The sequence below is a fragment of the Mycobacterium hubeiense genome, assembly GCF_002838065.1.
Lineage (GTDB): Bacteria > Actinomycetota > Actinomycetes > Mycobacteriales > Mycobacteriaceae > Mycobacterium > Mycobacterium hubeiense.
Genome location: NZ_PIZU01000030.1, coordinates 19,963 through 34,651, shown reverse-complemented (window position 1 = coordinate 34,651; position 14,689 = coordinate 19,963). Strand labels below are relative to the sequence as shown.

Below are 14,689 nucleotides of genomic sequence, written 5' to 3'. Positions count from 1 at the left end.
CACTTCGACCGAGAAAGGCAGCCGGACATGACCCAATGGCGACACGCTCTGCTGCGTCTCTCGATCTTTTTCGCGGTGTGTCTGCTTGGCGTGTTCGCGTTGTACATGGTGTTCGGCGAGTTGCGGTTCGGCGAGAAGACCAAGACCTACAACGCCGAGTTCCTCAACGTCACGGGGCTGGAGAACGGTGACTTCGTCCGGATCGCCGGGGTGGAGGTCGGCCGGGTCCGCAACGTCTCCATCCGCGACGACACCACGGCGCTGGTCGAGTTCACCGCCGAGGATTCGGTGGTGCTGACCGAAGGCAGCCGGGCCGTCATCCGGTATGACGACCTCATCGGCGGGCGCTATCTCGCGTTGGTGGAAGGCGCCGGCGGCACCACGAGACTCGATGAGGGCGCCACGATTCCGTTGGCCCGCACCTCGCCGGCGCTGGACCTGGACGCGTTGATAGGCGGGTTCCGTCCGCTGTTCTCCGCGCTGGATCCCGATCAGGTCAACGCGTTGTCCTACCAGTTGATTCAGGCTTTCCAGGGGCAGGGCGGGACCATCGGGTCGTTCCTCAACCAGACCGCGGCGCTGACCAACACGCTGGCCGACCGGGACCAGTTGATCGGCGAGGTGATCGTCAACCTCAACACCGTGCTGGGTTCGCTGGGCGATCAAAGTGACCAATTCGCAAAGGGAGTCGACGCACTGGCCGAACTCGTGCGGGGTCTGGAAGCCCGTAAGGAAGACATCAGCAACAGCGTCGCGTACACCAACGCCGCGGCCGGTTCGATCACCGACCTGTTGTCGCAGGCCCGGCAGCCGTTCGCCAAGACGGTCGTCGAAACAGACCGGGCCGCAGGCATCGTCGTCGCCGACCACGAGTACTTCGACAACCTGCTGAACACCCTTCCCGACGCCTACCAGGCGCTCGGGCGGCAGGGGATCTACGGCGACTTCTTCGCCTTCTACCTGTGTGACCTCGTGCTCAAGCTCAACGGCAAGGGCGGTCAACCGGTGTATGTGAAAGTGGCGGGCCAGAAGTCGGGGAGGTGCACGCCGCGATGAAACCATTCTCCGAACGCAACCCATTCGTGATGGGCGCCATCGGGCTGGGGTTGACGGCCGGCATCGTGCTGCTGTCGCTGCAGTACGACAAGATCCCGTTCCTGAACCCCCGCACCGAGTACTCGGCGCACTTCGCCGAGGCCGGTGGGCTGACAACCGGTGCGAACGTGCAGGTTTCGGGTTTCGGGGTCGGCGAGGTGACGGGAATCGAGCTGGACGGGCCGCAGGTGCTGGTCAAGTTCGACGTCGACAACAACGTCCGGCTCGGTGATCGCAGCGAGGCGGCGATCAAGACGAAAGGTCTGCTGGGCGCGAAGATCCTGGAGGTCACCTCCCGCGGCGACGGACGCCAGGAGGGCACGATTCCCCTGGAGCGCACGACGTCGCCGTATCAGCTGCCCGAAGCGCTCGGCGATCTCGCGACGACGATCAGCGGGCTCAACACCGACCAATTGTCCGACTCGCTACGGGTTTTGGCGGACACGTTCTCCGAGACTCCGCCCGAACTGCGGATCGCCGTCGAGGGGGTGGCCCGGTTCTCGGAGACCCTCAACGAACGCGACGCCGAGTTGCGTCAGCTGCTCACCAACGCCAACAAGGCGACCAAGGTGCTGGCCGAGCGCAGCAATCAGGTGGTCAGTCTGGTCGCCAACACCAACGCACTGCTGTTCCAGCTGGAAACCCAAAGCGCTGCGCTGGACCAGATTTCGGGCAGCATCTCCGCGCTGAGCCAGCAGCTGCAGGGCTTCATCGCCGAGAACCGCGCCACGCTGAGACCGGCGCTGGACAAGCTCAACGGGGTGCTGACGATCATCGACAACCGCAAGGAACGGGTGCAGAAGGGGCTGAACCTCCTCAACTCCTATGCGATGTCGCTGGGCGAATCGGTGTCGTCGGGCCCGTTCTTCAAGAACTGGATCGTCAATCTGCTGCCGGGACAGTTCGTTCAGCCGTTCATCGATGCGGCGTTCTCCGATCTGGGTCTGGACCCCAACGTGTTGCTGCCGTCCGAGCGCTCCGATCCGCAGATCGGCCAGCCCGGCACCCCGGCGATGCCGATGCCGTATCCGCGCACCGGTCAGGGCGGGGATCCACCCATGACGCTGCCTGATGCCATCACCGGCAATCCCGAAGACCGACATTGCGGTCCGCCGGGCATCCCGCTGCCCGGCCCCGGCTGCTACCCGTACCGCGAGCCGCCGCCCGCGCCGCCGCCCGGTGGTCCGCCGCCGGGTCCGCCTGCCGAGGCGCCGCCGGGGCAGCAGTCGATTCCGCTGCCCACGCCCAACCCGGTTTTCGTGCCGGCGCCGGGTGAGGCCGTGCCGCATCTACCCGCGGAGGCCGGATCATGATCCGCAACGCGCGTACCTGGTTGGGCGTCGCCCTCGCCCTGCTGCTGGTGGCCGGTGGCGCGGTGTTGTTGCGGTCCACCGGACCGCTCAACCGTGTCGACGTCGTCGGGTATTTCGAGAACAGCAACGGCATCTACGTCGGCGACGACGTCCGCATCCTCGGTGTGACGGTCGGCAAGATCGAAAAGATCGAGCCGGAACCCGAGCGGGTCAAGATCTCGTTCTGGTACGACGGCAAACACGACGTGCCCGCCGACGCCAATGCCGCGATCCTGTCGCCGACGCTGGTGACCTCGCGCGCCATCCAGCTCACGCCCGTCTACACCGGCGGACCGAAGATGGAAGACAACGCCGTCATCCCGCGCGAACGCACCGTGGTTCCGGTGGAGTGGGACACCTTCCGCCAGCAGCTGGAGCGGCTGTCCGAGCAGTTGCAGCCCACCGAACCCGGCGGGGTCAGCCCGCTGGGCTCGGTCATCAACACCGCCGCCGACAACCTGCGCGGCCAGGGCGCCAACATCCGCGACACCATCATCAAACTGTCGCAAGCGTTTTCGGCGCTCGGCGACAAGAGCACCGACATCTTCTCCACCGTCAAGAACCTGTCGATCCTGGTCTCGGCGTTGCAGGACAGCACCAACCTGATGCGGCAGCTCAACCAGAACCTGGCATCGGTGACCGGGGTGCTCGCCGACAACCCCGACGAAGTCGCCGACGCCGTCAGGGATCTCAACGCCGTCGTCGGCGAGGTGCAGACCTTCGTCGCCGACAACCGTGAGGCCCTGGGCACGACGTCGGACAAGCTGGCCGGAGTGACCCAGGCGCTGACCGACAGCCTCGACGACGTCAAGCAGTTCCTGCACGTGGCACCCAACACATTCCAGAACTACGTGAACGTCTACCAGCCCGCCCAGGGCGCGGCGAGCGCGGTGCTGGCGGTCAACAACTTCGCCGATCCGATCAGCTTCCTCTGCGGTGCGGTGCAGGCGGCGTCGCGGCTGGGCGCCGAGCAGTCGGCGAAGCTGTGCGTGCAGTACCTGGCGCCGATCATCAAGAACCGCCAGTACAACTTCCCGCCGATCGGCCAGAACCTGTTCGTCGGCGCCTCCGCGCGGCCGAACGAGATCACCTACAGCGAGGAGTGGATGCGGCCCGATTACATTCCGCCGCAAGGCCCGCCGGCCCCTCCGCCTCCGATGGACGGCACCCCGCCGGCACACGGCGCCCCGCCCGGTCCGCCGCTCGCGGCTGAGGCGCCGACCACCCCCGACCCGGCCGACGGCCTGCGCGGTCTGATGGTGCCAGCGGGAGCCGGATCATGATGCGCCGGCACTGGATTCGCGTGGCAGCGGTAATGCTGGCGCTGGCATTCGCAGTATCCGGCTGCGCCAATTGGCAAGGGCTGAACTCGATTCCGCTACCGGGCGTGGAAGGCCAGGGCCCCGGCGCGTTCACCATCCAGGCGCAGATGCCCGACGTGGACAACATCGAGCCCAACTCCCGCGTGCGCGTCGGCGACGTCACGGTAGGCAATGTGACGAAGATCGAGCGTCAGGGCTGGCACGCGCTGGTCACCATGACGCTCAACGGCAATGTCGAACTGCCCGCCAACGCGACGGCCAAGCTCGGTCAGACCAGCCTGCTGGGTTCCCTGCACATCGAATTGGCGCCTCCGACGGACGTGCCGCCGGAGGGCAGGCTGCGCGAAGGTTCGCTGATCCCGTTGTCGTCGGGCAGCAAGTACCCGAGCACCGAGCAGACGCTGGCGTCGATCTCGTTGCTGCTCAACGGCGGTGGGATCGGCAACGTTCAGGACATCACCGAGGCGTTCAGCAGCGCGTGGGCAGGCCGGGAGGCCGAGCTGCGCAGCCTGATCGAGCAGCTGGACCGGTTCATCGCCTACGTCAACGACCAGAAGAACGACATCATCGCCGCCAACGAGAGCGTGAACAACCTGGTCGGCCAGTTCGCCGAGCAGAAGCCGGTGGTGGACAACGCATTACGGACGATCCCGAACGCGCTCAACGTGCTCAAGGATCAGCGCAACAATCTCACCGAGGCGCTCGCGCAGCTGGGCAGGTTCAGTGCGCTGGCCGCCGATTCGGTCAACCAGACCAAGGAAGCGCTGGTTCAGGAGCTCAAAGACCTTGGCCCCGTGCTGGAATCACTCGCCAACGCGGGTCCGGCGCTCACCCGCGCGTTGAGCTTTTTGCCCACGTTCCCGTTCCCGAAGGAGACGCTGCACAACTGGATCCGCGGCGACTACGCCAACCTGTCGCTGATCGTCGACATGACGTTGAGCCGAATCGACCAGGGGTTGTTCACCGGAACGCGGTTCGAGTGCAACCTGACCTGGTTGGAACTGCAGTGGGGCCGCACCATCGGCCAGCTGCCCAGCCCGTGCAATCATCACGTCCCGCCGCCTGGCGGCAATCCGTTGCTCGCGGCGTATCGCTGGGATCAGGGGCCGTGACATGCGATTGACCAGACAGATCGTCATCCAGCTGTTGATCTTCGGCCTGCTGGCGCTTGTCGCGCTGGGAATCATGGTCTTCGGCTACATGCGGCTGCCCGCACTCATGGGTTTCGGGCAGTACCGGGTGACGTTGGAGCTGCCCGAGACGGGCGGGCTGTATCCCCGCGGCAACGTCACCTATCGGGGCACTGAAGTCGGCACGGTGAAAAGCGTGGAGCTGACCGATACCGGTGTCGAGGCGGAGCTGTCGCTGACATCGGACATCAAGATCCCCGCGGACGTCGACGCCGAAGTGCACAGCGTGTCGGCGGTGGGTGAACAGTTCGTCCAGCTCATCCCGCGCAGTGGCGAGGGGCCGGTGCTCAAGGACGGCGACGTGATCACGCAGGACCGCGCCAGGGTCCCCACCGACATCAATACGTTGCTGGACATCACCAACCGCGGCCTGGCGGCGATCCCGCGCGACAACCTCAAGACGGCCGTCGACGAGGCCTACCTGGCCGTCGGTGGACTCGGCCCGGAGCTGTCGCGGCTCGTCGACGCCGGAACCACGCTGGCCATCGACGCGCGTAAGAACCTGGACCCGCTGACCACGCTGATCGATCAGTCCAAACCCGTGCTGGACACCCAGACCGACACCGCGGATTCGATCCACGCCTGGGCGTCGAATCTGGCCAGCGTCACCGGCCAGTTGCAAACCCAGGACCCGGCGGTGGCCGGAATCCTGGAGAAGGGACCCGGCGCGGCCGGCGAGCTGCAGGCGCTGTTCAACCGGCTGCAGCCCACGCTGCCGATCGTGCTGGCCAACCTGGTAAGCCTCGGCGAGGTCGCCGTCACCTATCAGCCCAGCATCGAGCAGCTGCTGGTGCTGCGGCCGCAGGGCACCGCGACCACCCAGGCCATCGGCGTGGCCAAGGCGAACACCAAACAGGACTACATGGGCGACTACCTGACCCTGAACCTGAATCTCAACCTGCCGCCGCCCTGCACCACCGGCTTCCTGCCCGCCCAGCAGCAGCGCAACCCGTCGCTCGAGGACTATCCCGATCGGCCGGCCGGCGACGTGTACTGCCGGATCCCGCAAGACGCGCCGTTCAACGTGCGCGGCGCCCGCAACCTGCCGTGCATCACGGTGCCCGGCAAACGCGCCCCCACGGTCAAGCAGTGCGAGAGCTCTGAGTACTACGTGCCGCTCAACGACGGTTACAACTGGAAGGGCGATCCGAACGCGACGCTGTCCGGACAGCCCATTCCGCACGTGCCGCCGGGCACTCCACCTGCGCAAGCAGCTCCGCCGCCGGGTCCGGCGCCGCCGCCATTAGCGGCCGCCGAATACGACCCGTCGACCGGCACGTACGTTGGACCGGACGGGCGTGTGTACACACAAGCCAACCTGGCTGACAGTGCCGCAGAGGAGCAAACATGGCAGACGATGCTGCTGCCCCCGAAGGGGAATTGAGCGAGGAAACCTCGAACGCCGCCGAGCCGGAGTCCACCGCCACCGAGGCGACGGACGTCGCTGAGGCGGCCAAGGCCGCCGAGGCCGCCGAGGCCGCCGAGGCCGATGAGGCCGATGAGGCCGACGAGACCCCGCCCAAGCGTGGCAAGCACGAGTTTCCGCCCAAGCCGCCGATGTCGCACGTGAAGCTGGCGACCATCGTCGGCCTGGTGTTGGTCGTGGCGTTGGCGGGATTGGTCGGCTGGCTGGGTTTGCAGACCTATCAGTCGCAGCAGGCCGAGGACCAGCGCCAGCTTTTCCTGCAGGTCGGCCGCCAAGGCGCGCTGAACCTGACGACCATCGACCATCAGCAGGTCGACGCCGACGTGCAGCGCATCCTCGACTCGGCGACCGGCACGTTCTACGACGACTTCGAGCGGCGCGCGCAGCCGTTCAAGGAAGTCGTCAAGCAGGCGCAGTCGAAGTCGGTCGGCAAGATCACCGAGGCGGGTCTTGAATCGGTCTCCGACAACGAAGCCCAGGTGCTTGTCGCGGTGACCGTCAACACCAGCAACGCCGGTGCGCCCGAGCAGGCACCGCGGGCCTGGAGGATGCGGCTGTCCGTGCAGCAGATCGGAGACGAAGCCAAGGTGTCCAACGTGGAGTTCGTGCCGTGACCGAACGAACCGAGGAAACCGTGGACGTGGAGAAGGAAAGCAAAGACGTGCCCGCCGAGGAGACGGAGGAGACCATCGACGAGGCGGTCGAGGCGGTCGAGGCCGACGAGGAGGCACCCGCCGAAGAATCCGCGAAAAGACGGGTGAACTGGTCGCGGGTATTGGCCTTCGTCGTGCTGCCGGCGCTCGCGCTGGTGTTGGCTCTTGGCGCGGGATACCTGAAATGGCAAGACAACTCGGTCCGCGATTCCGAACGGGCGGCCCAGGAGTCGGTGCAGGCCGCCAAGGACAGCACCGTGGCGATCCTGTCGTATGCGCCCGACAAGGTCGAGGAACAACTGACCGGGGCCCGCGATCGGCTCACTGGCGAGTTCCGCGACTCCTACACGTCACTGACCAACGATGTGGTGATCCCGGGGGCGAAGGAAAAGCAGATCTCCGCGGTCGCGACCGTGCCGGCGGCCGCGTCGGTCTCGGCCGACCCGAATCATGCTGTGGTGCTGCTGTTCATCAACCAGACGGTGACCGTCGGACAGGAAGCACCCACCAACACCGCGTCGAGCGTGCGGGTGACGCTGGATAAGGTCGGCGACCGCTGGCTGATCTCGAAGTTCGACCCCGTCTAGGCCCGTGCGCTGGATCGACGTCTCCGCGCCCGCGGTGCAGCTGCGAGCCCTGACATGGGGTCCTGACGACGGCCCGATTGCCTTGTGCCTGCATGGCTTTCCGGACACCGCGTACGGGTGGCGCAAGGCTGCGCCGCTGTTGGCCGACGCCGGATGGCGGGTGGTCGCGCCGTTCATGCGGGGCTATGTGCCGTCGTCTATTCCGTCCGACGGCAGCTACCACGTCGGCGCACTGATGGACGACGCGCTGCGGGTGTTGCAAGCCGCCGGGCCAACGGGTCGCGACGTCATCATCGGCCACGACTGGGGCGCCATCGCGGCCTCCGGGCTTTCTGCGATGCCCGACAGCCCGTTTCGCAAGGCGGTCGTCATGTCGGTGCCGCCCGCGGCGTCGTTCCGGCCGTTGGGCCGCGTACCTCGGGCCGGCCGCCTTGTTGCGCAGCTGCCGGCGCAGGCGCTGCGCAGCTGGTACATCATGTACTTCCAATTGCCTTGGCTGCCAGACCGTTCCGCGTCGTGGGTGGTGCCGCGGCTGTGGCGGCAGTGGTCGCCGGGTTACAACGCGACGGAGGATCTGCGACACGTCGACGCCGCGATCGGTGCGCCGGAGCGATGGCGGGCGGCACTCGGGTACTACCGGGCGACGGTCCGCGGCAGCCGGCCACCGACGCAGTATGCGGAGCTTCACCGGCACTGGCTTTCCGCGCCGGTGCTGCCCACCCTCTACCTACACGGGACCGACGACGGTTGTGCCACCTCAGCTTTCGCGCAGTGGGTGCAGCGAGTGCTGCCCGACGGAAGCGACATCGCCCTCGTCGGTCAGGCCGGCCACTTCCTGCAGCTCGAGCAGCCCGACACCGTCGCGCGGCGCGTCCTCGACTTCATCGGGCCGGCAGGCTAGATGCCCCGGTTGGCGGCGGTCGACGCCCAGACCTACTGGATGTCGACCAAGATTCCCAACGACCAGTTTCTGCTCTACGGCTTCGCCGGTGTGCCCGCCGATGTGCCGCGGGCCATGCGGGAAGTGCGCGGCCGGGCCCAGAGCTGCCCCGAACTGACGGTGCGCGTCGAGGATCGCGGGGTGTTCACGTATCCGGCGTGGGTGCGGCGCGACGTCGACGACACTCAATTCGCCGTGCACCCCGGCGGCACGTGGCGCGAATGTCTGGACGAGGTCGTGCGACTGGCCGAGCGCCAGCTCGATGCTTCCGAGATGGTGTGGAAGCTGCATGTTTTCACGCCCGTCGACGGAATACCCGGCGCGGCGGGGCCGGGCGCGGTGGTCGTGCTGCAGGCCGCCCACGCGCTCGGCGACGGCATCCGGTCGTCGGCGTTGGCGGCCCTGCTGTTGGGTCGCGCCGGGTCGGTGCCCGCTGTGCCGTCGCCGCCGCGATTTCGGGGTGCCGTGCTGCCGTGGCGGGCTTATCGGGCGGCTCGCTCACATCGGCGGTTGGTACGCGATACCGACGCCGGACTCGTTCCGCCGCAAGCCGACTCACGTCCGGCGCTGCGCACCAACGCACGCCCTGCGGGTGTGCGCAGCGTCCGCACACTGATCCGGCACCGCGCGCATTTGTCGGGGCCAACGGTGACGGTGGCGGTGCTGACGGCGGTGGCAGAGGCGCTCGCGGCTCATCTGCGCGCGCTCGGCGACGATCCGGCCACGCTCGGCGCGGAGGTGCCGATGGCGAAAACCGGTGCGCGTCATGCGCACAATCATTTCGGCAATGTCAGCGTCGGTCTGTACCCGTTGTTGCCGGTGGGTGAACGTCGGGACCGGATCGCCGAGGACTTGGCGATGCGTCGCCGGCGCGCCGAGCATCCGGCGATGCTGGCGGCGAGTCAGGCGTTCGCCGCCGTGCCGGCGCCGCTGTTGCGTTGGGGCGTTGCACAATTCGACCCCACCCTGCGCTCGGACACCGTCACCGGTAACACGGTGGTGTCGAGTGTCAACCGCGGCGCCGCCGATCTTCGCTTCGGTGACGCGCCCGTCGTCGTCACCGCCGGCTATCCGGGGCTGTCACCGATGATGGGCCTGACCCACGGCGTGCACGGGATCGGCGCCACCGTCGCGGTCAGCGTGCACGCCGCAGAGTCGGCCATCGGGGACGTCGACGCCTACGTCGAGCGACTGGACGCCGCGCTGGGCCACTAGCCGCCGACTTAACAGATGGCCTAGATTCTGTTGCATGAGTGCCTACGATGTCGGACTGCTGATCCTGCGCCTGGTGCTCGGTCTGACGATGGCCGCGCACGGTTACAACAAGTTCTTCGGCGGCGGGCGGATCGCCGGCACCGCCGGTTGGTTCGAGAGCATCGGCATGAAGCCGGGCACGTTGCACGCCCGCATCGCCGCCACCACCGAGATGGCCGCGGGCCTCGGCCTGGCCGTCGGGCTGCTCACGCCGATCCCGGCGGCGGGCTTCGTCGCCCTGATGCTGGTGGCCGCGTGGACGGTGCACCGGCCCAACGGCTTTTTCATCGTCAAGGAGGGCTGGGAGTACAACCTGGTGCTCGCGGCGTCGGCGGTGGCGGTGGCGACCATCGGGGCGGGCAAGCTCAGCCTCGACTACGCGCTGTTCTCGGGCACCGGCTTCTACGACTACCTGCACGGCTGGTGGGGGTTGATCATCTCGCTCGGGCTCGGCCTCGCCGGCGGCATCGGGCAGCTGGTGCTCTTCTACCGCCCACCGGCGAAGGTCTGACCGCGAGACTGTAGTTATCGAGGCCCGCACTCGCACTTTCTTCTCAACAACTACAGTCTCGCGGGCCCATATGGTGTCGCGGACCTAGAACACGTTCTAATCTGTGGGGCCATGGGGTTTCTGAAGCAGGACGCGCCCGTCGTCGACTTCGAAGAGTGGAGTAAGGGCACTCGCGCGGAGAAGATCAAGCCGATGGCTCGCCACTGGGCCGAGGTCGGCTTCGGCACCCCGGTTGTGTTGCACCTCTTCTACGTCGTCAAGATCCTCCTGTACATCCTCGGCGGCTGGCTGTTCGCGCTGGCGACCACCGGCGTCGACGGCTTCACCAACGTGGCGCAGTGGTGGACCGAGCCGATCGTCTTCCAGAAGGTCGTGCTCTACACGATGCTGTTCGAGGTCGTCGGCCTCGGCTGCGGCTTCGGCCCGCTGAATAACCGCTTCTTCCCGCCCATGGGCTCCATCCTGTACTGGTTGCGCCCCGGCACCATCCGGCTGCCACCGTGGCCTGGCCGGGTCCCGCTCACAAAGGGCACCGCCCGCACGCCCGTCGACGCCGGCCTGTACGCCGCGCTGCTGGTGATGCTCCTGGTGGCGCTGTTCTCCAACGGCACCGGGCCGATCCCGGCGCTCGATACGACGATCGGGGTGCTGCCGACCTGGCAGATCTGGACGATCCTCGGCCTGCTGGCGGTGCTGGGGCTGCGGGACAAGGTGATCTTCCTGGCCGCCCGCGGTGAGGTGTATGCGGCGATGACGGTGTGCTTCCTGTTCACCGGAGTGGACATGATCGTCGCCGCCAAGGTCGTGTTCCTGATCATCTGGATTGGCGCGGCGACGTCGAAGCTCAACAAGCACTTCCCGTTCGTCATCTCGACGATGATGTCCAACAACCCGGTGATCCGGCCGAAGTGGTTGAAGCGCAGGTTCTTCGAGCACTTCCCCGATGATCTGCGGCCGGGACCGCTGTCGCGCTTCTTCGCGCACATCAGCACCGCGATCGAGATGCTGGTGCCGCTGGTGCTGTTTTTCTCGCACGGGGGATGGCCGACGGCCGTGGCCGCGTTCGTGATGGTCTGCTTCCACTTCGGCATCCTGTCGGCGATCCCGATGGGCGTACCGCTGGAGTGGAACGTATTCATGATCTTCGGCGTGATCACGCTGTTCGTCGGCCATGCCGATCTCGGGCTCTCGGATCTGAACAACCCGCTGCCCGTCGCGCTGCTGTTTATCGTCAGCGCAGGCACCGTGGTGCTGGGAAACCTGTTCCCGCGCAAGATTTCGTTCCTGCCCGGTATGCGCTACTACGCGGGCAACTGGGACACCACGCTGTGGTTTGTGAAACCCTCGGCCGCCGAGAAGATCGAGAAGAACGTCGTGTCGATCGCGAGCATGCCGCAGGCGCAGATGGAGCGGTATTACGGCAGCCCGGAAACCGCGCAGATGTACCTGTACATGGGATATGCGTTCCGCGCCTTCAACACTCACGGTCGCGCGATGTTCACGCTCGCACATCGTGCGATGGCGGGCCAGAACGAGGACGAGTACGTGCTGACCGACGGCGAACGGATCTGTTCGACGGCAATTGGCTGGAATTTCGGCGACGGCCACATGCACAACGAGCAGTTGATCGAGGCGTTGCAGGAGCGGTGCCACTTTGAACCGGGCGAGGTGCGGGTGGTGTTGCTCGACGCGCAGCCGATTCACAAGCAGCGTCAGGAATACCGGCTCGTCGACGCCGCGACGGGGGAGTTCGAACGAGGGTATGTGCGCGTGGCCGACATGGTGACGCGTCAGCCGTGGGATGACAACCTGCCGGTGCACGTCTATGGCAGCGAGCGGGCCGAAGCCACCTGACCCGGTCGCAGTCTGGGTCGACGAGACCGGCCGGGTGATGAGCGATCTCGGTGAGGTGGACACCGGGTGTTTTGCCGCCGTTCGGGCCGGCCATTGCCCGCAGCGCGAGCAGTGCGTGCTGGTGTACCGGCGGCCGGGGCCGCGGTTGCTCTACGGCGAGCTGATGTCCGACGTCGACGACGAAGCCGGCGTTTACCTGGAAACGCACGCCAAACAGCTTGAGGATGACGTGATTTCGATCACGGTCGACCATGTCGGTTCGGATGGTCCTGCGGGCAGCTGGTGGTATCGGCTGTTGCCGATGCGCTGGAAGACCGACACGGGTTGGCGGGAGACGGACGCGAGATTGGCAGTCTGGCCCGACTAGCCCATCACGTCGCGGACCTTGATGGTCTCGATGCCCTTCAGCAGCAGATCACGGGTGGTGTCGAGGTGTTTGCGCCAGTGCGCTTCTGCCGCCTCGGCGTCACCGGACCGCACGAACTTCATCAGCCGTCCGTAGGACCGAATAAGCTTCTCGTAGTCGGCCTTCGACACCGGCCGGCGTTCCTTGAAGAGAAATGCCATGTGCCGCACGGTGATTTCGTGCAGCATGCCAGCGATGATGCCGAGCGTGGCATTGCCGGACAGCTCGACCACTCGACGGTGGAACATGCCGGTGACTTCGGCAAGCTGGCCCGACTGCCAACCGGCCGGGATGTCGTCGGCCAGCATTTTGTCGAGTTCGTCGAATGCCTCGGGTGTGCCGGATTCGGCGAGAAGTCGCACGGCCATCGGTTCGATCGCGGCGCGCGCGACCATGACGTCGGCGATGGTGGCGCCCGACAGCTCGAGCAGCAGGCCCGCGGGGCGGGCGACGATCTCCGGTCCGGGCACCCGCACGCGGGCCCCGGTGCGCGAGCCGCGGCGCACCTCGACCAGTCGCTCGGACTCCAGCACACGCACGGCTTCGCGCAGCGTCGGCCGGCTGACGCCGAAGTGGCTCATCAGCTCGGCCTCGTTGGGCAGGAAGTCGCCGTCCTTGAGTTGCCCGTCGACCACCATCCGGCGCAGGGTGCCGGCCACCAGTTCGGCGGTTTTCGGCGATCGGATGGGCGCGCCGCCCAGCGGCGTCACGGCATCCGGCCCGATCATCGGCGCCAGCGGGGTGTTTCCAGCCACCAAGGTCTCCTGTTGACGCGCCCGGCCACAGCGGCCAGGTATACAACTCAGTAAACCATGTGGACGGGGCCTCCGGGCGCCGACTCGTCGAGGACAGCCTACCAACCAGTAGGTTGACCTAGTAAACTAACTTCATCTAGTTTCGGTGCAAAGTCTTGTTCATGCAAAGACCCATCTTCAAAGGAGAAGTGTCATGGCAGAAGCCGTCATCGTCGAGGCAGTCCGGTCCCCGGTTGGTAAGCGCAACGGCGGGCTGTCGGGCGTCCATCCGGCGGAGCTGTCCGCCCAAGTGCTCAACGGCCTGGTCGAGCGCGCCGGTGTGGACCCCGCGATCGTCGACGACGTCATCTGGGGTTGCGTCATGCAGGCCGGTGAGCAGGCGCTCGACATCGGCCGCACGGCGCTGCTGACCGCGGGCTGGCCCGAGAGCGTGCCTGGCGTGACGGTCGACCGCCAGTGCGGCTCCAGCCAGCAGTCGGTGCACTTCGCCGCGGCCGGTGTGGTGGCCGGGCACTATGACGTCGTCGTCGCCGGCGGTGTCGAGTCGATGTCGCGCACGCCGATGGGCGCCTCGCTGGCCAGCGGCGGCAACCCGTACCCCGAGGGCTTCAAGAACCGCTACAGCCAGACCCCGAACCAGGGCATCGGCGCCGAGATGATCGCCGAGCAGTGGGGCTTCAGCCGCACCGCGCTCGATGAGTTCTCGCTCGGCTCGCACGAAAAGGCCGCCGCCGCACAGGATTCCGGTGCGTTCGAGGACCAGATCGTCGCGATCAAGGACCAGGACGGCAATCCGGTGCTCAAGGACGAGGGCATCCGCCGCGGCACCACCATCGAGAAGATGGGCGAGCTGAAGCCGGCGTTCAAGGAAGACGGCGTCATCCACGCCGGTAACTCGTCGCAGATCTCCGACGGCTCTGCCGCGCTGCTGTTCATGTCGGCAGAAAAGGCAAAAGAGTTGGGCCTCAAGCCCATCGCGCGTGTGCACACCGCGGTGCTTGCCGGCGCTGACCCCGTGATCATGCTGACCGCACCGATCCCCGCCACGCAGAAGGCGCTCAAGCGCTCTGGGCTGAGCCTCGAGGACATCGGCGTGTTCGAGGTGAACGAGGCCTTCGCGCCTGTTCCGATGGCGTGGCTCAAGGACATCGGCGCCGATGGAAAGAAGCTCAACCCCAACGGCGGGGCGATCGCGCTGGGCCACCCGCTCGGCGGTTCGGGCGCGCGCATCATGACGACGATGCTCTACCACATGCGGGACAAGGGAATTAAGTACGGCCTGCAGACCATGTGCGAGGGCGGCGGCCAGGCCAACGCCACCATCCTGGAACTGTTGTGACCGAA

14 protein-coding genes are annotated in these 14,689 nt (G+C 66.7%); 13 read left to right on the top strand and 1 reads right to left on the bottom strand.

The genetic code is table 11. From position 1 onward, the window contains the following. The first annotated feature begins 27 nt into the window (after nt 1-27). From CWS39_RS20470 to CWS39_RS20415, 12 genes are all read left to right on the top strand, one after another. A complete protein-coding gene (locus CWS39_RS20470) occupies nt 28-1,056 on the top strand; it encodes a virulence factor Mce family protein (protein WP_102144752.1) in 1,029 nt (342 codons plus the stop codon). Then, on the top strand, nt 1,053-2,408 hold the full coding sequence (locus tag CWS39_RS20465; protein WP_102144785.1) for an MCE family protein: 1,356 nt from the start codon (nt 1,053-1,055) through the stop codon (nt 2,406-2,408). The genes CWS39_RS20470 and CWS39_RS20465 overlap by 4 nt, the downstream gene beginning before the upstream one ends. Further along, nucleotides 2,405-3,730 (top strand): MCE family protein, encoded by a 1,326-nt coding sequence (locus tag CWS39_RS20460; protein WP_102144751.1) that lies wholly within the window; start codon nt 2,405-2,407, stop codon nt 3,728-3,730. The genes CWS39_RS20465 and CWS39_RS20460 overlap by 4 nt, the downstream gene beginning before the upstream one ends. Beyond that, the gene (locus tag CWS39_RS20455) at nt 3,727-4,881 is read left to right on the top strand and encodes a virulence factor Mce family protein (protein WP_102144750.1); all 1,155 of its coding nucleotides are present in this window, start codon (nt 3,727-3,729) and stop codon (nt 4,879-4,881) included. The genes CWS39_RS20460 and CWS39_RS20455 overlap by 4 nt, the downstream gene beginning before the upstream one ends. Before the next feature lies 1 nt (nt 4,882). Then, the gene (locus CWS39_RS20450; protein WP_102144749.1) at nt 4,883-6,343 is read left to right on the top strand and encodes an MCE family protein; all 1,461 of its coding nucleotides are present in this window, start codon (nt 4,883-4,885) and stop codon (nt 6,341-6,343) included. Next, complete coding sequence (locus tag CWS39_RS20445; RefSeq protein ID WP_102144748.1) at nt 6,307-6,999, top strand: tetratricopeptide repeat protein; 693 nt, start codon at nt 6,307-6,309, stop codon at nt 6,997-6,999. Before CWS39_RS20450 ends, CWS39_RS20445 begins: the two co-directional genes overlap by 37 nt. Beyond that, the gene (locus CWS39_RS20440) at nt 6,996-7,625 is read left to right on the top strand and encodes a hypothetical protein (protein WP_233213601.1); all 630 of its coding nucleotides are present in this window, start codon (nt 6,996-6,998) and stop codon (nt 7,623-7,625) included. The genes CWS39_RS20445 and CWS39_RS20440 overlap by 4 nt, the downstream gene beginning before the upstream one ends. Nucleotides 7,626-7,629: 4 nt before the next feature. Beyond that, nucleotides 7,630-8,526 carry an alpha/beta fold hydrolase gene (locus CWS39_RS20435; RefSeq protein WP_102144747.1) on the top strand — a complete coding sequence of 299 codons (897 nt, stop codon included), beginning with the start codon at nt 7,630-7,632 and terminating at the stop codon, nt 8,524-8,526. Then, nucleotides 8,527-9,780, top strand: coding sequence for a wax ester/triacylglycerol synthase domain-containing protein (locus CWS39_RS20430; protein WP_102144746.1), 1,254 nt, complete (start codon nt 8,527-8,529; stop codon nt 9,778-9,780). 34 nt (nt 9,781-9,814) lie between these two features. Next, the gene (locus CWS39_RS20425) at nt 9,815-10,330 is read left to right on the top strand and encodes a DoxX family protein (RefSeq protein WP_102144745.1); all 516 of its coding nucleotides are present in this window, start codon (nt 9,815-9,817) and stop codon (nt 10,328-10,330) included. A 111-nt stretch (nt 10,331-10,441) separates the two neighbouring features. After that, on the top strand, nt 10,442-12,184 hold the full coding sequence (locus CWS39_RS20420; protein ID WP_102144744.1) for a DUF3556 domain-containing protein: 1,743 nt from the start codon (nt 10,442-10,444) through the stop codon (nt 12,182-12,184). After that, nucleotides 12,156-12,551 (top strand): hypothetical protein, encoded by a 396-nt coding sequence (locus CWS39_RS20415; protein ID WP_102144743.1) that lies wholly within the window; start codon nt 12,156-12,158, stop codon nt 12,549-12,551. The genes CWS39_RS20420 and CWS39_RS20415 overlap by 29 nt, the downstream gene beginning before the upstream one ends. Here CWS39_RS20415 and CWS39_RS20410 read toward each other — a convergent pair. After that, a complete protein-coding gene (locus CWS39_RS20410) occupies nt 12,548-13,345 on the bottom strand; it encodes a FadR/GntR family transcriptional regulator (RefSeq protein ID WP_102144742.1) in 798 nt (265 codons plus the stop codon). The two genes, CWS39_RS20415 and CWS39_RS20410, sit on opposite strands and share 4 nt — an antisense overlap. A 193-nt stretch (nt 13,346-13,538) precedes the next feature. Between CWS39_RS20410 and CWS39_RS20405 the strand changes: the two genes are divergently transcribed. Continuing rightward, entirely contained in the window at nt 13,539-14,684 is a 1,146-nt protein-coding gene (locus CWS39_RS20405) for a thiolase family protein (RefSeq protein ID WP_102144741.1), read from the top strand. The last annotated feature ends 5 nt before the right edge of the window (nt 14,685-14,689 follow it).

Bases quoted from the DNA above. Each gene is read 5' to 3' on its own strand.
- CWS39_RS20425 (WP_102144745.1), top strand. From the start codon at position 9,815: ATGAGTGCCTACGATGTCGGACTGCTGATCCTGCGCCTGGTGCTCGGT.
- CWS39_RS20455 (WP_102144750.1), top strand. From the start codon at position 3,727: ATGATGCGCCGGCACTGGATTCGCGTGGCAGCGGTAATGCTGGCGCTG.
- CWS39_RS20460 (WP_102144751.1), top strand. From the start codon at position 2,405: ATGATCCGCAACGCGCGTACCTGGTTGGGCGTCGCCCTCGCCCTGCTG.
- CWS39_RS20420 (WP_102144744.1), top strand. From the start codon at position 10,442: ATGGGGTTTCTGAAGCAGGACGCGCCCGTCGTCGACTTCGAAGAGTGG.
- CWS39_RS20465 (WP_102144785.1), top strand. From the start codon at position 1,053: ATGAAACCATTCTCCGAACGCAACCCATTCGTGATGGGCGCCATCGGG.
- CWS39_RS20430 (WP_102144746.1), top strand. From the start codon at position 8,527: ATGCCCCGGTTGGCGGCGGTCGACGCCCAGACCTACTGGATGTCGACC.
- CWS39_RS20470 (WP_102144752.1), top strand. From the start codon at position 28: ATGACCCAATGGCGACACGCTCTGCTGCGTCTCTCGATCTTTTTCGCG.
- CWS39_RS20405 (WP_102144741.1), top strand. From the start codon at position 13,539: ATGGCAGAAGCCGTCATCGTCGAGGCAGTCCGGTCCCCGGTTGGTAAG.
- CWS39_RS20450 (WP_102144749.1), top strand. From the start codon at position 4,883: ATGCGATTGACCAGACAGATCGTCATCCAGCTGTTGATCTTCGGCCTG.
- CWS39_RS20415 (WP_102144743.1), top strand. From the start codon at position 12,156: ATGGCAGCGAGCGGGCCGAAGCCACCTGACCCGGTCGCAGTCTGGGTC.
- CWS39_RS20445 (WP_102144748.1), top strand. From the start codon at position 6,307: ATGGCAGACGATGCTGCTGCCCCCGAAGGGGAATTGAGCGAGGAAACC.